This is a genomic window from Enterobacter cloacae complex sp. 2015409 (genome assembly GCF_041365315.1).
GTDB classification, from domain to species: Bacteria; Pseudomonadota; Gammaproteobacteria; order Enterobacterales; family Enterobacteriaceae; genus Enterobacter; species Enterobacter pseudoroggenkampii.
The window spans coordinates 2,074,513-2,099,434 of sequence record NZ_JBFTVM010000001.1; the positions used below are offsets into that span (position 1 = coordinate 2,074,513).

Genomic DNA, 24,922 nt, shown 5'->3' on the forward strand with positions numbered 1-24,922 from the left:
CTCTTACTCTTCCTCATGGCTTGATTCAGGCTCACGATCCCACGATAAACGAGGGTCGAAGGTCATGGCCGCAAACATGGTCATAATCACGACCAGTGCAAACATTAAAGCCCCCATCGCGGGATAAATACTCATCAAACCGCCCATCCGCACCAGTGCAGAGAGAACGGCGATGACAAACACGTCAATCATTGACCAGCGTCCGACAAACTCGACCACTTCATAAATCAGGTGCATGCGTTCGCTATCGCGTTTTCCATGCCCTTTCGCATCCCAACAGAGCCAGGCAATGGCAATCATTTTTAAGGTGGGCACCATAATACTGGCGATAAAGATGACGCCGGCGACCGGATAAGAACCTTCGCCCCAGAGCAGTATCACCCCGGCGAGGATCGTCGAGGGCATTTTGTCACCGAGCAAATCGGTGATCATGATCGGCAGAATATTGGCTGGCAGATACAGCATGATGGATGTGACCAGCAGCGCCATCGTCCACTGAAGGCTATTTTTACGGCGTACGTGCCCCTTTGTTTCGCAGCGCGGACAAACGTCGAGATCGGCGGGCAGCACGGCGGTGCAGCATGGGCAAGAACGCAGCCCCTGACGAATACCGGGTACGCCGACCTTCACCGTCTGTGCAAGCGTCGGCGCTGGCGCGATATCGTCCCACGCCCAGCGCCTGTCCACGCACTGGAAGGCACGCAGCTGCAGAACGCAGTACAGACACCAGGGAATAAAGCTGCTGCCAATCCCCACGTCGCCGTATGCCATGAGCTTCACGAAGCTGACCAGAATCCCCGCCAGAAAGATCTCGGCCATCCCCCAGCTTTTGAGTTGAAAAAGGATACGCGCCAGTCGGATTTTCAGCGGTGCCGGCATCCTGACGCGGTTGACCAGCAAAAGGATAACGACCAGGCAAAAAGCCGGGACTATCTGGACAAACAGGAGAAAAAAGGTACCGAGGCTGGCGTAATCTTCCGAGAACATCACGCCCGGAATTTCAAGCAAATCTACCTGGCTGGTGATCCCCCCCACCTTCATATAGATGAAGGGGAAGAGATTGGAGAGCAGCAGCATGAACAATGCTGCCAGAGCGTAAGCAGTGGGACGCTGCCGCGGCGCGTCCCACTCGGTTGTCAACGTCGCACCGCAACGTGGACACAGGGCTTTATGTCCGTGACCAAGCTCTGGCAACGCCACGAGCATATCGCATTGCGAGCATAAAATATGCCTGTCGGCATGGTGCTGGTCACACATATGTTATCCCTGTTTATGCGCCGTTTTTCAGAGACTCAAGGTACTCCCAGCGCTCAAATGCTTCTTCCAGGGCTTTTTCAGCCGCGGACATTTCTGACAGTACTTTCTGAGTATAGTCATGCGATTGAGTAAAGAATGACGCATCAGCAACCTGTTTTTGCAAATCCTCAAGCGCGGCTTCCAGCTCTTCAAGACGCTGCGGTAGCCCCTCCAGTTCGCGCTGCAGGTTATAGCTTAGTTTAGCCGAGGTTTTCTTGACAGTTTCTGCTTTTGTTACAGCAGGTTCAGAACTTATTTTGGACTTTGACTGTTTCTGCGCCAGAGACTGCAATTGCTGCCCTTTTGCATCATGATAACCGCCTACGTATTGACCAATTCGCCCTTCACCTTCGAAGATCCAGCACTCGGTCACGGTGTTATCCACGAACTGACGATCGTGGCTGACCAGCATCACGGTACCCTGATAGCCGTCAATCAGCTCTTCGAGTAATTCCAGCGTTTCGACATCCAGGTCGTTCGTCGGTTCATCGAGGATCAACAGGTTGCTTGGCTTCAGGAACAGGCGCGCCAGCAGAAGGCGGTTTCGCTCACCGCCGGACAGCGCGCGCACCGGCGTCATGGCGCGTTTCGGATGGAACAGGAAGTCCTGCAGGTAGCCCAGCACGTGACGCGGCTTACCGTTTACCATCACCTCCTGCTTACCTTCGGCGAGGTTGTCCATCACCGTACGGTCCGGATCCAGCTCCGCGCGGTGCTGGTCGAAGTAGGCGACCTCCAGCTTGGTCCCGCAGTGAATACGTCCGCTGTCGGCCTGCAGCTGGCCCAGCATCAGTTTCAGCAGCGTGGTTTTACCGCAGCCGTTCGGGCCGATGAGCGCAATTTTGTCGCCTCGCTGCACCTGCGCGGAGAAATCGTTCACCAGCACTTTACCGTCGACCTGATAGTTGACGTTTTCCATTTCGAAGACAATCTTGCCGGAACGGGACGCCTCTTCCACCTGCATTTTGGCGCTGCCCATCACTTCACGGCGTTCGCTGCGCTCGCGACGCATCGCCTTCAGGGCACGTACGCGGCCTTCGTTACGGGTACGACGGGCTTTGATGCCCTGGCGGATCCAGACCTCTTCCTGCGCCAGCTTGCGGTCGAACTCGGCATTCTGCAACTCTTCCACGCGCAGGTTTTCTTCTTTCTCCAGCAGATACGTATCGTAATCGCCGGGATAGGTCACCAGCTTGCCGCGGTCGAGGTCGACAATGCGCGTCGCCATATTGCGAATAAACGAACGGTCGTGCGAGATAAAGATGATGGTGCCGCTGAAGGTTTTCAGGAAACCTTCCAGCCAGTCAATCGCTTCGATATCCAGGTGGTTGGTCGGTTCGTCCAGCAGCAGCACCTTCGGCCCGCTGACCAGCGCGCGGCCCAGAGCCGCTTTACGCAGCCAGCCGCCGGAGAGCGCCGACAGCTCCATATCGGGTTCCAGACCGAGCTGCGCCAGTACTTCATTAATGCGGTTTTCAAGCTGCCACAGACCGTGGTGATCGAGCATCTCCTGCACTTTCGCCAGTTCGTTGAGGTTTTTGTCGCTCGGATCGGTCATCACCAGATGCGAAATCTCGTGATAGCGCTTCAGGTATTCAGCCTGCTCGGAGATCCCTTCCGCCACGAAATCGTAAACGCTGCCGGTCACGTGACGCGGTGGATCCTGCTGCAGGCGGGAGACAATCAGATCCTGCTCGTAAACAATACGCCCGTCATCCAGACCCTGTTCACGGTTGAGGATTTTCATCAGCGTGGATTTACCCGCGCCGTTACGGCCCACCAGACAGACGCGCTCGTTATCTTCGATGTGCAGTTCTGCATTGTCGAGAAGCGGTGAGTCGCTGAAAGAGAGCCACGCGCCGTGCATACTAATTAAAGACATTTATTTTTCCTTTCAGACCGCGGTAATCAACCAGCAGTTATGGATTTGACGGTTACGGGCAAAGTCCTGAGACAGCGTTTTTTGGCTGATTTCTTGTGCTTTCAGTCCCAGGGCTGCTAAGCCGTCATGATCCATACGGAAGCCGCGTTTGTTGTTCGAGAACATAATGGTGCCGCCTTTGCGCAGCAGGCGCTTCAGGTCGGTCATCAGGCGCAGGTGATCGCGTTGTACATCAAAGCTATCTTCCATACGCTTGGAGTTGGAGAAGGTCGGCGGATCGATAAAGATCAGGTCAAACTGCTCGTCGGTGTCGCGCAGCCAGCCCAGCACGTCGGCCTGCATCAGGCGATGCTGACGTCCGGTTAAGCCGTTAAGACGCAGGTTGCGCTCCGCCCATTCCAGGTAGGTACGGGACATATCCACCGTGGTGGTGCTCCGCGCACCGCCCAGACCCGCATGCACGCTCGCGCTGCCGGTATAGGAGAAAAGGTTGAGGAAATCTTTGCCTTTACTCATCTGGCCCAGCATGCGGCGGGCGATACGGTGGTCGAGGAATAGACCGGTATCCAGATAGTCGGTCAGGTTGACCCACAGGCGCGCGTTGTATTCGCCCACTTCGATGAAGTCACCCTTTTCACCCATCTTCTGATACTGGTTTTTCCCTTTCTGACGCTCGCGGGTTTTCAGCACCAGCTTGTTCGGCGCAATGCCGAGCACGGCGATGGTGGCCGCGATAACGTCCAGCATGCGCTGACGCGCTTTCTGCGCATCAATGGTTTTCGGTGGCGCATATTCCTGAATCACCACCCAGTCCGCGTAGCGGTCAACCGCCACGTTGTATTCCGGCAGGTCGGCATCGTACAGGCGATAGCATTCAATGCCCTCCTGCTTCGCCCACTTCTCAAATTTCTTCAGGTTCTTGCGCAGGCGGTTGGCGTAATCTTCCGCCACGCCGGACGGCTTGCTGTCGGCAGCTTTCTCTGCCAGATGGTAGTTCTTCTGCACGCAGTCCAGCGGGCCGTTTTTGGCCTTAAACTGGCGATCGGCGCGCAGCTGGAGGCAGCTCAGCAGCTCCGGCGAGGCGCTAAACAGAGACAGGTTCCAGCCGCCGAAGTAGTCCTTCATATTGCGGCCCAGCAGGCTGTGCAGAGCAATCAGCGCAGGCTCGCTGTCGAGACGCTCGCCGTATGGGGGGTTACTGATCACGGTACCGTACGGGCCTTTTGGCAACGGGTTGGTCAGGTTCGCCACGTCTTTCACTTCGAAGGTGACCAGCTCGCCGATACCGGCGCGACGGGCGTTGCTGCGCGCGCGTTCAATGACGCGCGGGTCGCTGTCCGAACCGTAAAAGTGGGAGGTATACTCCGCCAGACCTTTGCGCGCGCGGGTTTGCGCGTCGTCTTTGACCTCTTTCCAGAGCGCTTCATCGTGCTGTGCCCAGCCTTTAAAGCCCCAGTGACCGCGATGCAGGCCCGGCGCGCGATCGGTTGCCAGCATGGCCGCCTCAATCAGCAACGTACCGGAACCACACATCGGATCGAGCAGCGGCGTACCCGGCTGCCAGCCGGAGCGCATGACAATGGCGGCCGCCAGCGTTTCTTTAATTGGCGCCATACCGGTACGATCGCGGTAGCCGCGCAGATGCAGGCCTGCACCGCTCAGATCGAGAGAGATACTCGCCGTGTCGCCGTTCAGCCAGACGTTAATACGCAGATCGGGGTTTTCACGATCGACGTTTGGACGTTCCTTATTTTTACGCGTGAAGCAGTCCACAATGGCGTCTTTTACGCGCAGGGCACCGTACTGGCTGTTGCGGATCTCGTCGTTCACGCCGTTAAAATGCACCGCAAAGGTGGCATTCGGGGTGAAGATCTCTGTCCAGTCGATCATCTGTACGCCGGTATAGAGGTCAAGGTCGCTATAAACCTTGCACTCCTTCATCGGCAGCATGATGCGCGACGCCAGACGGCTCCACATCAGGCTCTGGTAAATAAGCCGCGTGTCGCCCTCAAAATGGACACCACCCTGAACCACCTGGCACTCTTGTGCGCCCAGGCTTTCCAGTTCAGTTTTTAACAGCTCTTCCAGCCCACGGGCCGTACTGGCAAACAGAGAATTCATATCGTCACTTTTACTCTTAGAAAATTGTCGCGCATTATAGCTAATATGGCGTGTATGTCATAAAGTTGAAGGCTTATTTTCATTTGTGGGAGTGTGCAGTGGCGACGTTATCCAGGCTTTTTATTCATCCGGTGAAATCCATGCGCGGCATCGGCGTCTCTCACGCGCTGGCCGACATGAGCGGATTCGCCTTCGATCGTATTTTTATGGTCACCGAGCCTGACGGTACGTTCATTACCGCACGCCAGTTCCCGCAGATGGTTCGCTTTACCCCTTCCCCGCTTCACGACGGTTTGCACCTTACCGCGCCGGACGGTTCCAGCGCGGTGATTCGCTTTGCGGATTTTGCGCCCGTCGATGCGCCAACGGAAGTGTGGGGTAACCATTTTACCGCGCGCATCGCCCCGGATGAGATTAACCGCTGGCTGAGCGGCTTCTTTTCCCGTGACGTGCAGCTGCGCTGGGTTGGGCCTGAGCTGACGCGTCGCGTGAAACGCCACGACGCCGTTCCCCTCTCCTTCGCCGATGGCTTCCCGTTCCTGCTGACTAACGAAGCCTCGCTGCGTGATTTACAAGGCCGCTGCAAAGCCAGCGTTCAGATGGAACAGTTTCGTCCGAACCTGGTGGTGACCGGTGTCGACGCCTGGGACGAAGACACCTGGAAAGTGATCCGCATTGGCAGCGTCATCTTTGATGTCGTAAAACCCTGTAGCCGCTGCATTTTCACCACGGTGAGCCCGGAGAAAGGCCAGAAGCACCCTTCCGGCGAACCGCTGAAGACGCTGCAGTCATTCCGCACCGCGCAGGACAACGGCGATGTGGATTTCGGCCAGAACCTGATCCCGCGCTCCAGCGGTGCAATCCGCGTTGGTGATGAGGTAGAGATCCTTGCCCGAGGGCCTGCAAGAGTGTACGGCTCAGGTCAGGAAGAAGAAATGGTCGACGTTGTGACGAATGTCGCCTCTGCGGTAGATATTCACTGGCAGGGAAACATCATCCGTGGCAACAACCAACAGGTATTACTGGAGCAACTGGAGCAGGCAGGTATTCGCGTCCCCTATTCCTGTCGCGCAGGCATTTGCGGATGCTGCCGCATCAGGCTGGTGGATGGCGAAGTAAGTGCGTTGAAAAAATCGGCAATTGGAAATGACGGCACAATTCTGTGCTGTAGCTGCATACCGAAAACGTCCGTACAGCTGGAAGCTTAAACCGCCTGTTCGAGGCTGAAAGAATCTACGCGCAGCTGTGGCTTCAGCCTGTCGTTCATCACTTTAATGGCATCGCCAAGCTGCATCGTCCGCCCGGCAATGGTTACGCCGGGCTGGGCCAGCAGGCAGAGCGCAGCATTTTCACCAGGCTCAACCACCAGCAGGCTTACCTCTTCTGCGGTATCGCTCAGATTGACGCTCGCCGCGTCACCCGTTGCCGGGGTCCAGTTCATACCGTGCGGCAGGAAATGCCAGCTTTTCGGCATTTGCGGTTTCAGGAAGCGGATAGCCACCAGCGCATTTAATACCAGCTCAGCACGCTGCTCTTTAGAAAGCACCAGATCGCGGCATTTTTCTTCGAAAGAGAAATAAAGCGCCGCATCGTCAACGCAAAAGCCCGACGGGGAAAACGCGTCCGGGGTTAACATTCGGCGGGCGAAACGAGAGCGAAACAACATGCCATTGGCTAAATCGAGCATCATTCGATCATGCTCGTCGCAAAAATACCAGCGCCAGTTATCGTCAGGTTTAATTCGCATGTTTCTCTCCCGTCCCCGAAACGTCCTATACTAAAAATGTCCTGATCGCCGCTTCGTTTATAACACCATTAATAAAAGACTATAATGTCTAAATAAGCAACAGTGACGGAATATAAAACAACCAGGGCTGGAAATAAAGCCCTGGTTGTCTGATTAAGAGAAAAGATTAGATATGAGTAACGATTTCTTTAATCAGCGGTGGTCCTTTAAAAATAAAGCCGGAATAGATTTGCACCAGTGACGCACCCGCCGCCATCTTCTCGCGCGCAGCAATCACGGAGTCGATGCCACCGACGCCAATAATCGGCAGGCGTCCTTTTAATTCCGCAGACAGGGCGCGAATAATCTCGGTGCTTTTTAATTGTACCGGACGTCCGCTTAACCCACCCGCTTCGTCACAGTTTTTCATTCCCTGCACGAGGGAGCGATCGAGGGTGGTATTGGTTGCAATCACACCATCAATATTATGGCGAACTAAACTGTCGGCAACCTGGATCAATTCTTCGGCAGAAAGATCCGGGGCGATCTTAACCGCGACCGGAACATATTTATGGTGGATCGTCTGGAGTTCATTTTGCTTATTTTTAATGGCACTCAGAAGATCGTCCAGCGCTTCGCCATATTGTAAGGAGCGCAACCCCGGAGTATTGGGTGAAGAAATATTCACCGCAATATAACCGGCATAGGCGTAGACTTTTTCCATACAAATCAGATAGTCATCTTTACCCTGCTCGACCGGCGTGTCTTTATTTTTGCCGATATTGATGCCCAGAATTCCGTCAAAGTGGGCTTTTTTAACGTTCTCAACAAGGTGATCAACGCCAAGGTTATTAAAGCCCATGCGGTTGATCAGCCCTTCGGCTTCAACCAGGCGGAACAGGCGCGGCTTGTCATTTCCCGGCTGCGGGCGCGGCGTGACGGTCCCGATTTCAATGGAGCCAAAGCCCATCGCGCCCAGGGCATCAATACACTCGCCATTTTTGTCCAGACCAGCCGCCAGACCCAGCGGGTTTTTAAAGGTCAGACCCATGCACTGCACAGGTTTTACCGGGACATGCTGACGCACCAGCGCGGCCAGCGGCGTTCCGGTAATACGACGTAATTGCTGCATTGTAAATTCATGAGCGCGCTCAGGGTCGAGCTGGAAAAGAGCTTTACGAACGAAGGGGTAGTACATGAACTCTCCTGGATTCCCGGTGTGCAAACCGGGAGGGGATTATGGGCGATCCACGCGCGAAAGGGAATTGACCTGCGGCAAAAAATCAGCGTAAAACGCAATCGTTTACCTCCCTGTCTATTTCTTATGCACTTTTTCGCATTTTAATTGCAGATAAATCATTTAGTGGAATAACCGCGCGGTGTCACACTCCTGAAAATTGTTATGAATGTTAGATAAAAGCAAACAATTAGTTATAAGGAGGAAGTATGCGCGTCATTACCCTGGCCGGAAGTCCACGATTCCCTTCGCGATCCAGCGCCCTGCTGGAATATGCCCGCGAAAAACTCAATGCCCTGGATGTGGAAGTGTGCCACTGGAACCTGCATAACTTCGAACCTGAAGATCTGCTTTATGCCCGTTTCGACAGCCCTGCGCTTAAAACGCTCATCGAGCAGCTTAACGGCGCTGACGGCCTAATTGTGGCAACGCCCATTTATAAAGCCTCTTTTTCCGGGGCGCTGAAAACCCTGCTCGATCTGCTTCCGGAACGTGCCCTGGACGGCAAAGTCGTGCTGCCGCTGGCAACAGGCGGTACGGTTGCCCATTTACTGGCCGTGGATTATGCCCTGAAGCCGGTGCTGAACGCATTGAAAGCGCAGGAGATCCTCCACGGCGTTTTCGCCGATGACTCCCAGGTTATCGATTATCAACATAAACCTCACTTTACGCCGAACCTGCAAACCCGCCTCGATACTGCCCTGGAAACCTTCTGGCATGCTCTGCACCGCAGGGATATCCAGGCGCCGGCGTTTGGTCAGGCTCAAGGAGTCGCACATGTTTAAAACATTAACCCGTATCGGCCTGGCAGGTCTGATGGCGCTTTCCTCGCTGGCCCATGCCGCAGAAACGGCTCCGGAAAGTTTACGCATTGGCTATCAGAAAGGCAGCGTCAGCATGGTGCTGGCGAAAAGCCACCAGCTTCTGGAAAAACGCTTCCCGGACACCAAATTCTCCTGGGTGGAGTTCCCGGCTGGCCCGCAGATGCTGGAGGCCCTGAACGTCGGCAGTATCGATCTCGGCAGTACGGGTGATATTCCGCCGATATTCGCCCAGGCGGCGGGAGCGGATCTCGTCTATGTTGGCGTTGAGCCGCCCAAGCCGAAGGCCGAGGTGATCCTGGTGCCTGAAAACAGCGATATCAAAAGCGTCGCCGATCTTAAAGGGCATAAGGTCGCATTCCAGAAGGGTTCCAGCTCACACAACCTGCTGCTGCGTGCCCTGCAAGAAGCCGGACTCAAGTTCACTGACATTCAACCTGTTTACCTGACGCCTGCCGACGCGCGCGCCGCGTTCCAGCAGAAGAACGTTGATGCCTGGGCCATCTGGGATCCGTACTACTCCGCCGCATTGCTGCAGGGCGGCGTTCGCGTGCTGAAAGACGGCACCACGCTGAAGCAGACCGGTTCGTTCTATCTGGCCGCGCGTCCTTATGCGGAAAAGAACGGCGCATTTATTCAGGGCGTACTGGATACCTTTACCCAGGCCGATGCGCTGACCCAGACCCAGCGCCAGGAGAGCATTACCCTGCTGGCGAAAACCATGGGCTTACCTGAACCGGTGATCGCGAGCTATCTCAACCACCGTCCACCGACCACCATCACGCCCGTGGACGCCCACGTCGCCGCGCTTCAGCAACAAACGGCTGACCTTTTCTATCAAAACCACCTGGTGCCGAAACAGGTCACTATTCGCGAACGCATCTGGCAGCCCGCAGGCAAAGAAGGAGCTAAATCATGAGTCTGAATCTTTTCTGGTTTTTACCCACCCACGGTGACGGACACTATCTTGGTACAGAAGAGGGTTCGCGCCCGGTTGACCACGGCTACCTGCAGCAGATTGCGCAGGCGGCGGACCGAATCGGTTTCACCGGGGTGCTGATCCCGACCGGACGTTCATGTGAAGATGCCTGGCTCGTGGCCGCGTCGATGATCCCGGTCACCCAGCGTCTGAAGTTCCTGGTTGCGTTACGCCCGAGCGTTGTCTCCCCCACCGTGGCGGCGCGTCAGGCGGCAACGCTGGACAGACTGTCCAACGGCCGCGCCCTGTTTAACCTGGTGACGGGCAGCGATCCGCAGGAGCTGGCGGGCGATGGGGTATTTCTCGACCATACCGAGCGCTATGAAGCCTCCGCCGAGTTCACCCGCGTCTGGCGACGTCTGCTGGAAGGTGAAACCGTTACCTTTGAAGGCAAGCATATCCACGTTCGCGACGCGAAACTCTACTTCCCGCCGGTGCAGCAGCCGCGCCCGCCGCTCTATTTTGGCGGATCGTCGGATGTGGCCCAGGATCTGGCGGCAGAGCAGGTCGATCTCTATCTGACCTGGGGCGAACCGCCTGCGCTGGTGAAAGAAAAAATTGCCCAGGTCCGCGCTAAGGCGGCCGCCCATGGCCGCAAGGTGCGCTTCGGCATTCGCCTGCATGTGATTGTCCGCGAAACCAATGAAGAAGCCTGGCAGGCGGCGGACCGCCTGATTTCGCATCTGGATGATGAAACGATCGCCAGAGCCCAGGCCGCATTTGCCAAAACCGACTCCGTCGGGCAGCACCGAATGGCGTCCCTGCACAACGGCAAGCGCGAGAACCTGGAGATCAGCCCGAACCTGTGGGCAGGCGTCGGTCTGGTGCGCGGCGGTGCAGGCACAGCGCTGGTCGGCGACGGACCGACCGTGGCCGCGCGAATTAATGAATACGCAGAGCTGGGCATCGATAGCTTTATTCTCTCCGGCTATCCGCATCTGGAAGAGGCGTACAAGGTGGGCGAGCTGTTATTCCCGCATCTGGATGTCGCCATTCCGGAAATTCCACAGCCGCAGCGGCTTCAGCTTCAGGGCGAAGCCGTGGCGAACGAGTTTATTCCACGCAAAGCCGCACAGAGCTAAGGAGTGACCATGTCTGCCACCTCACATAAATGGCTGCTGCGCGCCGCGCCGTGGTTTTTACCCGTCGGCATTGTGGCACTCTGGCAGCTCGCGTCGTCCACCGGCTGGCTGTCGAGCCGTATTCTGCCCTCCCCGGAGGGCGTCGTAGAAGCGTTCTGGTCGCTGAGCGTGAGCGGTGAGCTGTGGCAGCATCTGGCGATCAGCTCCTGGCGCGCCGTGATTGGATTTTCCATCGGCGGCAGCATCGGTCTGGTTCTGGGCCTGATCAGTGGCCTTTCCCGCTGGGGCGAGCGGCTGCTGGATACCTCTATTCAGATGCTGCGCAACGTGCCGCATCTGGCGCTGATCCCGCTGGTTATCCTGTGGTTTGGGATTGATGAGAGCGCCAAAATCTTCCTCGTGGCGCTGGGCACATTGTTCCCGATCTACATCAACACCTGGCACGGGATCCGCAATATCGATCGCGGTCTGGTGGAGATGGCGCGCAGCTACGGCTTATCGGGTTTTTCTCTCTTTATACACGTGATCCTGCCGGGCGCCCTGCCCTCCATTATGGTCGGGGTGCGTTTTGCGCTCGGCCTGATGTGGCTGACGCTGATTGTAGCAGAGACTATCTCGGCCAATTCAGGCATTGGTTACCTGGCGATGAACGCCCGCGAATTCCTGCAAACGGACGTGGTGGTGGTTGCCATCATTCTGTATGCCCTGCTCGGCAAACTCGCCGACGTTAGCGCCCAGTGGCTGGAGCGCAGCTGGCTGCGCTGGAACCCGGCCTACACCCTTCAGGAGGCGAAAGCATGAATACTGCACGACTGAACCAGGGAACACCGTTACTGCTGAACGGCGTGACCAAACGCTACGGCGAAAACACCATTCTTAACGGGCTGGATCTGCATATTCCCGCCGGACAATTTGTGGCCGTTGTCGGGCGCAGCGGCGGCGGCAAGAGTACCCTGCTAAGGCTGCTGGCCGGACTGGAAGCCCCTAACGGCGGCGACATTCTGGCAGGAACAACGCCGCTTTCGAATATTCAGGACGATACCCGCATGATGTTTCAGGACGCGCGGCTGCTGCCGTGGAAAACGGTTATCGACAATGTCGGGCTCGGTCTTAAGGGCAGCTGGCGGGATGAAGCCCGCCAGGCACTGGCCGCCGTTGGGCTGGAAAATCGAGCCGATGAATGGCCTGCCGCCCTCTCGGGTGGGCAGAAGCAGCGCGTGGCGCTGGCGCGGGCGTTGATTCACCGTCCTGGCCTGCTGCTGCTTGATGAACCGCTCGGCGCGCTGGACGCCCTGACGCGAATCGAAATGCAGGATTTGATTGGATCCCTGTGGCAGGCGCACGGCTTTACGGTACTGCTGGTGACGCATGACGTGAGCGAAGCCGTCGCGATGGCGGACCGGGTGCTGTTAATAGAGGACGGGAAAATAGGTCTGGATCTGACGGTGGATCTTCCGCGGCCTCGTCGCGTGGGCTCAGCAAGACTGGCGGAGCTCGAAGCTGAGGTATTAGATCGAGTGATGAAGCGCGGGAGCATAGAGTTACAGCGAGCTAAGGCTAATGCCTGATGCCCTCACCCGGCCCTCTCCCACGGGGAGAGGGAGGGTTAACTTATTTTACGCTAACGCTTTGGCGATCTTCTCGTACAAATCACCAGACAGATTTTCCAGCCCTTTCAGCTGCTCAAGCGCGGCACGCATCTTCGCCTGACGCTTCGCATCGTAACGCTTCAGACGGATCAGCGGCTCAATCAGACGCGACGCCACCTGCGGGTTACGGCTGTTCAGCTCGGTCAGCATTTCCACCATGAACTGATAACCGCTACCGTCTTCGGCGTGGAACGCCGCCGGGTTGCTGCTGGCAAACGCGCCAATCAGCGAACGCACGCGGTTTGGGTTGCTCAGGGTGAAAGAACGATGCTTCAGCAGGCTGCGTACGTTGCTGAGTGCATCGGCCGCCGGGCTGGTCGCCTGCAGGATGAACCACTTGTCCATCACCAGGCCATCCTGATGCCACTTGTCGTCGTACTCCTGCATCAGCGCATCGCGGCACGGCAGTTCGGCGGCAACGCTTGCGCCCAGCGCGGCCAGGGCGTCGGTCATGTTATCCGCCTCGTGATACTGCTTGCTCACCAGGGTGTTCGCCAGCTCGGTTTCACCAAACGCCAGATAGCGCAGGCAGGTGTTGCGCAGAGAACGTTTACCAATGTCCGCGTGCTCAACGCGATAAGCGTCAAGCTTGTTGGCGTTATAAATGGCGAGGAACTCGTCCGCCAGTTCAGCAGCCAGCGTACGGGTCAGCGCTTCACGCACCGCCACGATCGCGATCGGATCGATAATCTCGAACAACTCGGCGATTTCAGTCGCTGACGGCAGGGTCAGAATTTCAGCGGCCAATGCAGGGTCAATCTTCTCATCCAGCAGGATCGCGCGGAACGCGTCAGCTACGTGAACAGGCAGCGACAGCGGCTGGCCCTGCTGATGGCGGTTTACGTTGAGCTTGATGTAGGTTGCCAGCAGGCTTTGTGCGGCATCCCAGCGGGAGAAGTCGTTACGCGCGTGACGCATCAGGAACGTCAGCTGCTGATCGCTCCACTTGTACTCCAGCTTCACCGGCGCGGAGAATTCACACAGCAGCGCAGGCACCGGCTGGAAGTAGACGTTATCGAAGATAAAGGTCTGCTCGGCCTGGGTCACGTTCAGCACGTTGTGTACCGGGTGGCCGCCCTTCTGCAGCGGGATGACTTTGCCTTCGTTATCGTACAGCTCAATGCTGAACGGAATATGCAGCGGGTATTTCTCTTCCTGCTCTGCCGTCGGCGGCGTGCGCTGGCTGATGGTCAGCGTGTACTGCTCGGTTTCCGGATTGTAGTCGTCTTTGACGGTAACAATCGGCGTACCGGCCTGGCTGTACCAGCGGCGGAAGTGAGAGAGATCGACATTAGAGGCATCTTCCATTGCCTGCACAAAATCGTCGCAGGTGGCCGCGCTGCCGTCATGACGCTCAAAGTACAGCTGCATCCCTTTCTGGAAGTTCTCTTCACCCAGCAGGGTGTGGATCATGCGGATAATTTCAGCGCCTTTCTCATACACCGTCAGGGTGTAGAAGTTGTTCATTTCAATGACTTTATCCGGACGGATCGGGTGCGCCATTGGGCTGGCATCTTCCGCAAACTGCAGGCCGCGCATGGTACGCACGTTGTTGATGCGGTTTACCGCGCGTGACCCCAGATCGGAGCTGAACTCCTGGTCACGGAAGACGGTCAGGCCCTCTTTCAGGCTGAGCTGGAACCAGTCGCGGCAGGTGACGCGGTTGCCGGTCCAGTTGTGAAAATATTCGTGGCCGATGACGCGTTCGATATCGAGGTAGTCTTTGTCCGTTGCGGTATCGGTACGCGCCAGCACGTATTTGGAATTAAAGACGTTCAGGCCTTTATTCTCCATTGCGCCCATGTTGAAGAAATCGACGGCGACAATCATATAGATGTCGAGATCATATTCGAGGCCGAAGCGCTCCTCGTCCCACTTCATGGAGTTGATGAGGGAGGTCATCGCCCACGGCGCGCGGTCAAGGTTGCCGCGGTCAACAAACAGCTCCAGCGCCACCTCACGGCCTGAGCGCGTTTTGAAGGTGTCACGCAGCACGTCGAAGTCCCCCGCCACCAGCGCAAACAGGTAGCACGGTTTCGGGAACGGATCCTGCCACTGCACCCAGTGACGGCCATTCTCCAGCTCGCCTTCACCTACGCAGTTACCGTTGGAGAGCAGAAAGGGATAGAGGGTTTTATCGGCGATGATTTTGGTGGTGAAGCGCGCCAGGACGTCCGGGCGGTCAAGATACCAGGTAATGTGGCGGAACCCTTCCGCTTCACACTGGGTACACAGCGCCACGCCTGACTGATAAAGCCCTTCCAGTGCGGTGTTGGCGGCCGGGCTGATTTCATTCACGATGCGCAGCGTAAACTGTTCCGGCAGGTTGTCGATGACCAGCTGGTTGTTTTCTTCTTTATAGTCTGACCAGGCTTCATCATTAATATGCAGGGAGACCAGCGTCAGGTCTTCACCATCCAGACGCAGCGGCACCGCAGTTGCGCTGTGGCGCGTCACCTTGCTTACCGCCGTGACAACGGTTTTAGTGGCATCCAGGTCAAAAGTCAGATCGATTTCGCTAATCAGGTAATCCGGCGCACGGTAGTCGTGGCGGTATTTGGCTTGTGGCTGTTGTGTCATAGAAAACCTTATGCATCGTTTGTCGAGTAACGTTTCAATATATTCCTGTTGCGCAAAACGCGCTATGCAGAATGTTCATCTTTTCAGGGTCAAAACCTTTTTTTGCTACATTTGTATAACACGGGGCACAAAATGCCCTCGACCATAAAACGCGCTTATGTTGTGATCGGGGTTCAATAAATCACTAAACAAGGTATACTCCGGAGTTGTTTATTGTACTAAACGCTCCTGTGAGAGGATGCTACTGCGCACCTATGACTCAATTCGCTTCTCCAGTTCTGCATACGTTGCTGGATACCGACGCGTATAAACTGCATATGCAGCAAGCCGTTTTCCACCATTACTATGACGTTCATGTCGCGGCGGAATTCCGCTGCCGTGGCGACGACTTGCTCGGTATCTACGCAGACGCCATTCGTGAACAGGTCAATGCTATGCAGCATCTGACGCTGCAGGACGAGGAATATCAGTGGCTTTCTGGCCTGCCTTTCTTCAAAGCCGACTATCTGAACTGGCTGCGCGATTTCCGCTATAAGCCGGAGCAGGTCACCGTGCTTAACGATAACGGCAAGCTGGATATTCGCCTTGAAGGTCCGTGGCGGGAAGTGATCATGTGGGAAGTGCCGCTTCTGGCGGTGATCAGCGAACTGGCTCACCGCTACCGTTCGCCGGAAACGGGCGTCGAGCAGGCGGTCGCCGCGCTGGAAAATAAACTCGCTGCCTTCTCCACGCTGACCGAAGGGTTAGACATGTCCCGCTTCCGCCTGATGGACTTTGGCACCCGTCGTCGTTTCTCGCGCGACGTTCAGGAGGCCATCGTTAAACGTCTTCAGCAGGAGCCGTGGTTTGTAGGCACCAGTAACTACGATCTGGCACGTCGCCTTAGCCTGACGCCAATGGGTACCCAGGCGCACGAGTGGTTCCAGGCGCATCAGCAGATCAGCCCCGATCTGGCTAACAGCCAGCGCGCGGCACTGGCCGCATGGCTTGAGGAGTACCCGAATCAACTCGGGATCGCCCTCACCGACTGTATTACGATGGATGCCTTCCTGCGCGACTTTGGTCCCGAGTTCGCTGAACGTTACCAGGGATTACGCCACGACTCCGGGGATCCGGTTGAATGGGGCGAGAAGGCCATTGCCCATTACGAGAAACTCGGCATTGATCCGATGAGCAAGGTGCTGGTCTTCTCCGATAATCTCGACCTGGCGAAAGCGGTCGAACTCTATCGCCATTTCAACACCCGGGTGAACCTGAGCTTCGGGATCGGAACCCGTCTGACCTGCGATATTCCTCAGGTAAAACCTCTGAATATTGTCATCAAACTGGTGGAATGTAACGGCAAGCCGGTGGCGAAGCTCTCCGACAGCCCGGGCAAAACCATCTGCCATGACAAAGCGTTTGTTCGCGCGTTGCGCAAAGCCTTCGATCTTCCTCAGATCAAAAAAGCCAGTTAAGCGCTTACGGGAGCCTTTATGGCTCCCCTCTTCTTATTTATTTCTTAATTCTTCTCTTTTGACTGCGAAATTTACTTGTCTGATAGCGGATGGCAGGTAACATAGATATCCCCCCATAAGGGTGGACAAGTATTTATTTTTTCCGACTATTAACAGAGAGAATATTATGAGCGTTGTGCCTGTAGCCGACGTACTCCAGGGCCGTGTCGCCGTTGACCAACAGGTCACCGTGCGCGGATGGGTGCGTACCCGCCGAGATTCTAAAGCTGGCATCTCCTTCCTTGCCGTCTATGACGGTTCCTGCTTTGATCCTGTACAGGCCGTCATTAATAATTCTCTGCCCAATTACAATGATGACGTTCTGCGCCTGACGACGGGCTGTTCCGTTATTGTCACCGGCGTGGTTGTGGCATCCCCGGGCCAGGGCCAGAGTTTCGAAATTCAGGCCTCAGCCATTGAAGTCACCGGCTGGGTTGAAGATCCGGATACCTACCCGATGGCAGCAAAACGTCACAGCATTGAATACCTGCGTGAAGTGGCGCACCTGCGTCCACGTACCAACCTGATTGGTGCGGTGGCGCGCGTGCGTCATACGCTGGCGCAGGCGCTGCATCGTTTCTTCGACGAGCAGGGTTACTTCTGGGTGTCTACCCCGCTGATCACCGCGTCCGACACAGAAGGTGCGGGTGAGATGTTCCGCGTCTCGACGCTGGACATGGAAAACCTGCCGCGCACGCCGGAAGGTAAAGTGGACTATGACAAAGACTTCTTTGGTAAAGAAGCTTTCCTGACGGTATCCGGTCAGCTCAACGGCGAAACGTACGCCTGTGCGCTGTCTAAGATCTACACCTTTGGCCCAACCTTCCGTGCCGAAAACTCCAACACCAGCCGTCACCTGGCGGAATTCTGGATGCTGGAGCCGGAAGTGGCGTTCGCCGACCTGGACGATGTTGCGGGTCTGGCGGAAGCGATGCTGAAGTATGTATTCAAAGCGGTGCTGGAAGAGCGTCCTGACGACATGAAATTCTTCGCAGAACGCGTAGACAGCGATGCTGTGGCGCGTCTGGAGCGTTTTGTGTCTGCCGACTTTGCGCAGGTGGACTATACCGACGCGGTGGCGATCCTCGAGAAATGCGGTGAGACGTTCGAGAACCCGGTTTACTGGGGCGTTGACCTGGCGTCTGAACACGAACGCTATCTGGCCGAGAAACATTTCAAAGCGCCGGTTGTCGTTAAAAACTACCCGAAAGACATTAAGGCCTTCTATATGCGCCTTAACGAAGACGGTAAAACCGTGGCAGCGATGGACGTCCTGGCGCCGGGCATCGGTGAAATCATCGGTGGCTCTCAGCGTGAAGAGCGTCTTGACGTGCTGGACGCGCGTATGGAAGAGATGGGGCTCAACCCAGCTGACTACAGCTGGTACCGCGATCTGCGTCGTTACGGTACCGTACCGCACGCCGGTTTTGGTCTCGGCTTCGAGCGTCTGATCGCCTACGTTACCGGAGTTCAGAACGTTCGCGACGTGATTCCATTCCCACGTACACCACGTAACGCCAGCTTCTAATCGGTAAAAAACTAAAATGGCCAGCCTGTGCTGGCCATTATTTTATTCTGCATTGTCAGTTTTCGTCAGCGCAAAGTCAGCATCTTTAAACCTTCACCCCGTCACAACCACTACCTGTTACGTTTTGTTTCCGCGAAATATTCAGCCACAAAAAATAAACCCCATTCTTATTGCGATTATTACATCCTCAAGCGTTAGCACAAATTTCAACCACTTTTACAGCCATCCAGAAGGCTTTCTGGGGTCATAAGAAAAACTGAGTCGTTTAGCCTCTGTTTATATGAATCGCCGTTATCTCAATTAATCATAAGGAATTCATATATATAGGATATGTCCTGTCGCTTAATTCGCCAGGGCACTCTGAAGTTTGAGGTGGTTCACAAAGTTCCCAAAAATACATATTTAGTTACACATATTTTCTTTCGGTTACTTAATCTTGAGAATTGTAGCACTTTCAGGCTAGCGAAACGCTTCGCCGAATGGAAAGATGCCTGTCAGATACATAAAGACACCAAACTCTCATCAATAGTTCCGGAAATATTTATTGACAGAATTTATTGACGGCAGTGGCGAGTGTCATAAAAAAACCAATGAGGGTAATAAATAATGATGAAGCGCAATATTCTGGCAGTGGTTATCCCTGCTCTGCTGGTAGCTGGTGCAGCTAACGCTGCAGAAATCTATAACAAAAACGCTAACAAGCTGGACTTCTACGGTAAAGCTGTAGGTGAGCACATCTGGACCACTAACGGTAAATCCAGCAACGAAGATACCACCTATGCCCGTATCGGTTTCAAAGGTGAAACCCAGATCAACGACCAGATTACTGGTTACGGTCAGTGGGAATACAACATGGACGCGTCTAACGCAGAAGGTTCTCAGGGTACTAAAACCCGTCTGGCATTTGCTGGTCTGAACTTCGGCGACGCGGGTTCTCTGGACTACGGTCGTAACTACGGCGCTATCTATGACGCGGCAGCGTATACCGATATGCTGGTAGAATGGGGCGGCGACTCATGGGTTGCAACGGATAACTTCATGAACGGTCGTTCTTCTGGCCTGCTGACCTACCGTAACAAAAACTTCTTCGGTCTGGTTGATGGCCTGAGCTTTGCCCTTCAGTATCAGGGTAAAAACGAGCGCAGCAATGCTGTTGCTGCAACTTATACCGACGATGGTCAGCTGATCAACGTTGGTCGTGGCGGTAACGGCGCTAAAGCTAATGGCGACGGCTTCAGCTCCTCTGTTCAGTACGAACTGGGCGAAGGTTTCGCACTGGCAGCGGGCTATGAAACTGCTGACCGTACCAACGAGCAGGTTGCCGCTGGCAATTCCGCTGACTGGGCAAGCGCAGGCGGCGATCGTGCTGAAGCATGGTCTACTGCTGCGAAATACGATGCGAATAACATTTATGCAGCGGTTCAGTATGCTGAAACCACTAACATGACGCGTGAAGCTGATAACAACTTCGCGAACAAAACTCAGAACATCGAAGCCGTTGTTCAGTACCAGTTCGACTTCGGTCTGCGTCCATCCCTGGGCTACGTCCAGTCTAAAGGTAAGGACCTGAAAGCACGCGGAACCTTCACCGGTGGCGATGCTGACCTGGTGAAATACATCGAAGTGGGTACCTGGTACTACTTCAACAAGAACATGAACGTGTACGCCGCGTACAAATTCAACCTGCTGGACGACAATGCCTACTCTGAATCTGCTAAGCTGGCAACTGACGACCAGGCTGCGGTTGGTATCGTTTACCAGTTCTAATCAGAACACCACTTTGTTATATGCTTAATGAACAGGGCTTCGGCCCTGTTTTTTTATGTGTGATAGAAAATAATGGCGACTTTTGAAAAGCCGCACGCTTTTCGTCGCAAACGGTTGGCATTTTGTAAATCTACCGTTAACCTGATAGCGGATTTCACTTCTGTAATCACAATGGAACTTCGTCATGTTTGAGAACATTACCGCCGCTCCTGCCGACCCTATTCTGGGCCTGGCCGATCTGTTTCGTGCCGACGACCGCCCTGGCAAAATCAACCTGGGTATTGGTGTATATAAAGATGAAACCGGCAAAACTCCGGTACTGACCAGCGTCAAGAAAGCTGAGCAGTATCTGCTGGAAAACGAAACCACCAAAAACTACCTCGGTATTGATGGTATCCCTGAATTTGGTCGCTGTACCCAGGAGCTGCTGTTCGGTAAAGGCAGCGCAATTGTGAGTGACAAACGTGCCCGTACAGCACAGACTCCGGGCGGTACCGGTGCGCTGCGCGTGGCGGCGGATTTCCTTGCGAAAAACACCTCTGTTAAGCGCGTATGGGTAAGCAACCCAAGCTGGCCTAACCACAAGAGCGTTTTTAACTCTGCGGGTCTGGAAGTGCGTGAATACGCCTACTACGACGCGGCAAACCACTCTCTCGACTTTGACGGCCTGCTGGCGAGCCTGAGCGAAGCGCAGGCAGGTGACGTGGTGCTGTTCCACGGCTGCTGCCACAACCCAACCGGTATCGATCCGACGCTTGAGCAGTGGCAACACCTCGCGAAGCTGTCCGTAGAAAAAGGCTGGCTGCCGCTGTTTGACTTTGCCTACCAGGGCTTCGCCCGTGGTCTGGAAGAAGATGCCGAAGGCCTGCGCGCGTTCGCAGCCGTGCATCAGGAGCTGATTGTCGCTAGCTCCTATTCCAAGAACTTCGGTCTGTACAATGAGCGTGTGGGTGCCTGTACGCTGGTTGCTGCTAACGAAGAGACCGTCGATCGTGCGTTCAGCCAGATGAAATCGGTTATCCGCGCTAACTACTCTAACCCACCGGCACACGGTGCGTCTGTTGTTGCCACTATCCTGAGCAACGATGCGCTGCGCGCTATCTGGGAACAAGAGCTGAACGATATGCGTCAGCGTATTCAGCGCATGCGCCTGCTGTTTGTGAACACCCTGGCTGAGAAAGGCGCAGACCGCGACTTCAGCTTTATCATCAAACAGAACGGCATGTTCTCGTTCAGCGGCCTGACCAAAGAGCAGGTTCTGCGTCTGCGTGAAGAGTTTGGCGTGTACGCCGTGGCCTCTGGCCGCGTGAACGTTGCAGGCATGACGCCTGACAACATGGCGCCACTGTGCGAAGCGATTGTCGCCGTACTGTAATTTGCGCCCATAAAAAAAGCCTGCGTTATGCAGGCTTTTTTTTATTCGGGTTACCAGACAGGCATTTCATCCTGAAGGAACGGGTTATGGAGCCGTTCATAGCCCAGCGTCGACATCGGACCGTGTCCAGGAATAAACGTCACATCATCACCCAGTGGCAATAGCTTCTGTTTAATCGACCGAATCAGCTGCCCGTGATCGCCGCGAGGAAAATCACTGCGTCCTACGCCACCTTTGAAAATCACATCGCCGGAAATCAGCAGACGAGACTGGTCATCAAAGAAGGCAATATGGCCTGGCGTATGTCCAGGACAATGCAACACCTGTAAAGTCACATTCCCTACGTTAACGCGCTCTCCGTCGTTCAGCCAGCGATCGGGCGTCAGGGGCTGACACTCATCAAGGCCAAACATGCGGCTTTGGGCAGGTAATCCCTGCAGCCAGAACTCATCTTCTTTTTCCGGACCGACAATCGGCACGCCGTAGTGTTCAGCCAGTTCAGCCGCTGCGCCCACATGGTCGAGGTGACCATGCGTCAGTAAAATCTGCATGAGCGTCACGCCACTGTCGGCGACTTCCTGCTTGATCTTCTCAGCGTCACCGCCGGGATCGACAAGCGCGGCCAGTTTAGTCTGTTCGCACCAAATGAGTGAACAATTCTGGGAGAACGCGGTAACCGGAATAATACGATAGTTCATACTGCTCCTGTGTTTCGTTATTACCAGTGCCGAACCGGACCGGTATCAATATGCACAAAGTTGCTGCTGGGGTAATATCCTACACCACCTGCGCGCATAGATAACGCAGCTTTGCGAATATTGGCTAACGAAACGCCTTCAATATGGAAATCCATTGCCTGTCCCTTCGTGTGATAGCTTTTTTTCGCTACCCCGCGACTGTGGGCGCGCAGTTCATTGTTGGTATCAATCGAGCGATAGCCAGAAATGAGCTGCACCGGCTTGCTGGTGCCCAGCAGGCCCTGAAGGCGGAAAATCTGATCAAACAGTCCAGGATCGATGGCTTTTATTTTATTCGCGCGGAAATCACGGAAAAAATGGTTAAGTCTTGCTAATTCATCCTGAATATAGCCTCTGCCATCGAAAAACTCCGCTTTTAGCGACTCACCGGTATGAAGATTGTTGAGCGTTAAAACTCGCGGACGAGGTGTCGAGAGGGTGGCAAATGCTGGCGTCGGCAGGATGGCCGCTGCGCCGAGCGCAACGCCACCTAACGCCAGCAGTTTGCGGCGATTAGCGTCAAATTTGTCCATGATAATCAGGTCTACAGGTAAAAGAAATCGTAATATGCTTAGCGCACGAAGGGCACCATAACTGGCAAAACCAGGTACGTCAAGGCGCCCAACCCCAGTGAATACGCGGCTTGCGGCGATATAGCCGCTTATTCACCATAACTTACGACAATCATTTTTCCCGAACTGCTTCATTTACCTGATTAATTGTTCCGCTTTTGGCAAAATTTGTGCGCCGGATCGCGCGGTGAGATCATAATTGTAAATATCTGTACGATACTGGGTACGCCCATCCTCGCCCACAAACGCCGTCAGATAGTAAAGATTGACCGGAATATTGTGGCGAATATTAACGTAACGTGTATCCCCCTTTTTCAGGGCATCCGAAATACGCGTATCGTTCCAGCCCGCATCCTGAAGCAGCATATTGGCCAGCTCCGAGGCTTTGTTCACGCGCACGCAGCCAGAACTCAGCGCGCGGGTATCTTTCTGGAACAGGTTGTGGTTCGGCGTATCGTGCAGATAGATAGCTTCTGAACTCGGCATATTGAATTTGTAGCGCCCTAAAGAGTTATGCGCCCCGGGAGCCTGCTGGAAACGGAACGGCAGATTTGACGCTGTGATCGTCGACCAGTCGACCATATAAGGATCGATGGCCTCTTTACTGTTCCATCCACGCATCACCGTATAACCATGACGTTCCAGATAACCCGGGTCGTTCCAGACCTTCGGCAGAATGTCTTTTCGCGCCAGAGTCGGCGGCACGTTCCACGGCGGGTTTACCACCACGTTATTCAGCGCGCTGCTCATCATCGGTGTTTTACGATCCGGACGCCCGACAATCACGCGCGACGCCAGTTTTTCGCTACCGTCCTGGTAATAGACCAGGGAATACGCCGGGATGTTAACCATAATCCCGGTAGAGAGCGTTCCCGGCAGCAAGCGCAAACGCTGGATATTGAGCGCCAGCACCCCTGCCCGCTGCGCAGGCGATACGTTCAGCCAGTCACGCGTCGTCTGGCCAATGACGCCATCGGCCCCCAGCCCCTGAGCGGCCTGGAATTGCTTAACGGCCGCAACCAGCTCGCGATCGTAAGCCGCGGGTTTGTCGCTCAGGACAACGGCTTTCTTCTCTTTCACGGGAGCTGACGGGCTGACGGCGACGTTTTGTGGATCATCACCCGGGAGAGCAATCTTTGGCCCGCCTTCCAGAATACCGGAACGCACCAGGATCTCGCGCAGGGCGGGCACATCGCTGCTCCACTGCCCCGGACGCAGCGTCGCGGTACCGCGCATTTGCGGCCATGGACGCGTGTCCCCCACCAGCGCGAGGAGCGACTGGTGCAGAGTGGCATATTGTGGGTGCGTCGGTGCCAGGCTGGCGATAAAGCGCGGCAGTTCGCCATTATCCAGCGCTAGCTGCCATTGATTAATCACCGACAGCGCTGGCGTCGCCAGTTTGTAAGGTTTATCGCTGTACAGCCAGCGGTTGCCATTGACAGGAATACCCGCCACGAACTGCAGGTAGCCCATCATGGCATCGGAAAGCACCACGTCCCGCGCCTGCCCGGTGACAGCAGGATCGGTTAACAGCTCAACCCATTTTGTAAACTGCGGCTGAAACCCTGCAATCGCGACCTCCGCCAGCTGTTGCTGGAAGGCGCGCACGGCATCGCGGTTTTCCCACATCGGTTTCATATCGCGGGCAGCATAGAGGAGCGTGAGCTGATTGATATAGACAGGCGTGTAGCCTGACGGTAGCCCCAACTGCAGCTGCTGACTGAGCGATTCGGCGTCGATGCCTTCCGGCAGCGGTTTAATACCGGCCATGACAGCCGTCGCAGGAGACTGGTCCAGCGGCTGGGACAACGACGTTGGCTGCGCGCCTGTCGTTGCCGAGCTGTCAGTCGGCACAATTTCAGGCTCGTCGGCCTGGGCGGTTAACAGCGGAGCAAACATCACTGCCAGGCACAAACTCAGCGCAGACAGCTGACGACCACATTCTTTCTTAAGCAACATCCCTTGCCCCCTGTTTTCACGACATGCCCATCACGTTGGGGCTTTCTTTCATTATAGGTAGACGGCTAAGCTGTTGCCTTACCTTATGTAAAGAAGTTTAAAGATAACGCAGCCC

The 24,922-nt window shown here is 55.4% G+C and carries 19 protein-coding genes; 10 read left to right on the forward strand and 9 right to left on the reverse strand.

Translation table 11 applies throughout. The annotated features are described in order from the left end of the window. Positions 1 to 3: 3 nt before the first annotated feature. From pqiA to rlmKL, 3 genes are read right to left on the reverse strand one after another with little or no spacing between them, the layout of a single operon-like run. A complete protein-coding gene (gene pqiA / locus ACDO57_RS10195; RefSeq protein ID WP_024907769.1) occupies positions 4 to 1,257 on the reverse strand; it encodes a membrane integrity-associated transporter subunit PqiA in 1,254 nt (417 codons plus the stop codon). A gap of 13 nt (positions 1,258 to 1,270) precedes the next feature. Continuing rightward, positions 1,271 to 3,178, reverse strand: a complete 1,908-nt coding sequence (locus ACDO57_RS10200) for an ABC transporter ATP-binding protein (protein WP_024907770.1) — start codon at positions 3,176 to 3,178, stop codon at positions 1,271 to 1,273. Positions 3,179 to 3,190: 12 nt separating this feature from the next. After that, a complete protein-coding gene (gene rlmKL, locus ACDO57_RS10205) occupies positions 3,191 to 5,299 on the reverse strand; it encodes a bifunctional 23S rRNA (guanine(2069)-N(7))-methyltransferase RlmK/23S rRNA (guanine(2445)-N(2))-methyltransferase RlmL (protein ID WP_023311022.1) in 2,109 nt (702 codons plus the stop codon). Between the two features lie 98 nt (positions 5,300 to 5,397). Here rlmKL and ACDO57_RS10210 point away from each other — a divergent pair, with 98 nt between their 5' ends. Then, the gene (locus ACDO57_RS10210; protein WP_370883925.1) at positions 5,398 to 6,507 is read left to right on the forward strand and encodes a YcbX family protein; all 1,110 of its coding nucleotides are present in this window, start codon (positions 5,398 to 5,400) and stop codon (positions 6,505 to 6,507) included. Here ACDO57_RS10210 and zapC read toward each other — a convergent pair. Both zapC and pyrD read right to left on the reverse strand, forming a co-directional pair. After that, on the reverse strand, positions 6,504 to 7,046 hold the full coding sequence (zapC, locus tag ACDO57_RS10215; RefSeq protein WP_024907772.1) for a cell division protein ZapC: 543 nt from the start codon (positions 7,044 to 7,046) through the stop codon (positions 6,504 to 6,506). The two genes, ACDO57_RS10210 and zapC, sit on opposite strands and share 4 nt — an antisense overlap. A 166-nt stretch (positions 7,047 to 7,212) precedes the next feature. After that, positions 7,213 to 8,223: a quinone-dependent dihydroorotate dehydrogenase gene (gene pyrD, locus ACDO57_RS10220; protein ID WP_032649152.1), complete on the reverse strand. Its 1,011-nt coding sequence runs from the start codon at positions 8,221 to 8,223 to the stop codon at positions 7,213 to 7,215. 248 nt (positions 8,224 to 8,471) lie between these two features. Between pyrD and ssuE the strand changes: the two genes are divergently transcribed. From ssuE to ssuB, 5 genes are read left to right on the forward strand one after another with little or no spacing between them, the layout of a single operon-like run. After that, on the forward strand, positions 8,472 to 9,047 hold the full coding sequence (gene ssuE / locus ACDO57_RS10225; protein ID WP_024907774.1) for an NADPH-dependent FMN reductase: 576 nt from the start codon (positions 8,472 to 8,474) through the stop codon (positions 9,045 to 9,047). Next, positions 9,040 to 10,002, forward strand: coding sequence for a sulfonate ABC transporter substrate-binding protein (locus tag ACDO57_RS10230; protein ID WP_024907775.1), 963 nt, complete (start codon positions 9,040 to 9,042; stop codon positions 10,000 to 10,002). Before ssuE ends, ACDO57_RS10230 begins: the two co-directional genes overlap by 8 nt. Then, positions 9,999 to 11,144 carry an FMNH2-dependent alkanesulfonate monooxygenase gene (ssuD, locus tag ACDO57_RS10235; protein ID WP_024907776.1) on the forward strand — a complete coding sequence of 382 codons (1,146 nt, stop codon included), beginning with the start codon at positions 9,999 to 10,001 and terminating at the stop codon, positions 11,142 to 11,144. The genes ACDO57_RS10230 and ssuD overlap by 4 nt, the downstream gene beginning before the upstream one ends. Positions 11,145 to 11,153: 9 nt before the next feature. Then, positions 11,154 to 11,945: an aliphatic sulfonate ABC transporter permease SsuC gene (gene ssuC / locus ACDO57_RS10240; RefSeq protein ID WP_024907777.1), complete on the forward strand. Its 792-nt coding sequence runs from the start codon at positions 11,154 to 11,156 to the stop codon at positions 11,943 to 11,945. After that, positions 11,942 to 12,712: an aliphatic sulfonates ABC transporter ATP-binding protein gene (ssuB, locus tag ACDO57_RS10245; RefSeq protein ID WP_024907778.1), complete on the forward strand. Its 771-nt coding sequence runs from the start codon at positions 11,942 to 11,944 to the stop codon at positions 12,710 to 12,712. Before ssuC ends, ssuB begins: the two co-directional genes overlap by 4 nt. A gap of 48 nt (positions 12,713 to 12,760) precedes the next feature. Here ssuB and pepN read toward each other — a convergent pair whose 3' ends face one another. Beyond that, entirely contained in the window at positions 12,761 to 15,373 is a 2,613-nt protein-coding gene (gene pepN / locus ACDO57_RS10250; RefSeq protein ID WP_370883926.1) for an aminopeptidase N, read from the reverse strand. A 254-nt stretch (positions 15,374 to 15,627) separates the two neighbouring features. Here pepN and pncB point away from each other — a divergent pair, with 254 nt between their 5' ends. The 4 genes from pncB to aspC all read left to right on the forward strand — a co-directional run bounded on the left by pncB (position 15,628) and on the right by aspC (position 21,539). After that, positions 15,628 to 16,830, forward strand: coding sequence for a nicotinate phosphoribosyltransferase (gene pncB, locus ACDO57_RS10255; protein WP_048991015.1), 1,203 nt, complete (start codon positions 15,628 to 15,630; stop codon positions 16,828 to 16,830). A 166-nt stretch (positions 16,831 to 16,996) separates the two neighbouring features. Then, on the forward strand, positions 16,997 to 18,397 hold the full coding sequence (gene asnS / locus ACDO57_RS10260; RefSeq protein WP_024907781.1) for an asparagine--tRNA ligase: 1,401 nt from the start codon (positions 16,997 to 16,999) through the stop codon (positions 18,395 to 18,397). Between the two features lie 606 nt (positions 18,398 to 19,003). Next, positions 19,004 to 20,164, forward strand: a complete 1,161-nt coding sequence (locus ACDO57_RS10265; protein ID WP_282439303.1) for a porin — start codon at positions 19,004 to 19,006, stop codon at positions 20,162 to 20,164. A gap of 184 nt (positions 20,165 to 20,348) precedes the next feature. Then, positions 20,349 to 21,539, forward strand: coding sequence for an aspartate transaminase (aspC, locus tag ACDO57_RS10270; protein ID WP_033145106.1), 1,191 nt, complete (start codon positions 20,349 to 20,351; stop codon positions 21,537 to 21,539). A 50-nt stretch (positions 21,540 to 21,589) separates the two neighbouring features. On the opposite strand, the gene ACDO57_RS10275 is transcribed toward aspC, so the two are convergent. The 3 genes from ACDO57_RS10275 to ldtD form a co-directional block, all read right to left on the reverse strand. Then, a complete protein-coding gene (locus ACDO57_RS10275) occupies positions 21,590 to 22,237 on the reverse strand; it encodes an MBL fold metallo-hydrolase (protein WP_370883927.1) in 648 nt (215 codons plus the stop codon). A 20-nt stretch (positions 22,238 to 22,257) separates the two neighbouring features. Then, positions 22,258 to 22,809 (reverse strand): YcbK family protein, encoded by a 552-nt coding sequence (locus tag ACDO57_RS10280; RefSeq protein ID WP_023335137.1) that lies wholly within the window; start codon positions 22,807 to 22,809, stop codon positions 22,258 to 22,260. A gap of 174 nt (positions 22,810 to 22,983) precedes the next feature. Beyond that, entirely contained in the window at positions 22,984 to 24,807 is a 1,824-nt protein-coding gene (ldtD, locus tag ACDO57_RS10285; RefSeq protein WP_370883928.1) for a L,D-transpeptidase, read from the reverse strand. Positions 24,808 to 24,922: the final 115 nt, after the last annotated feature.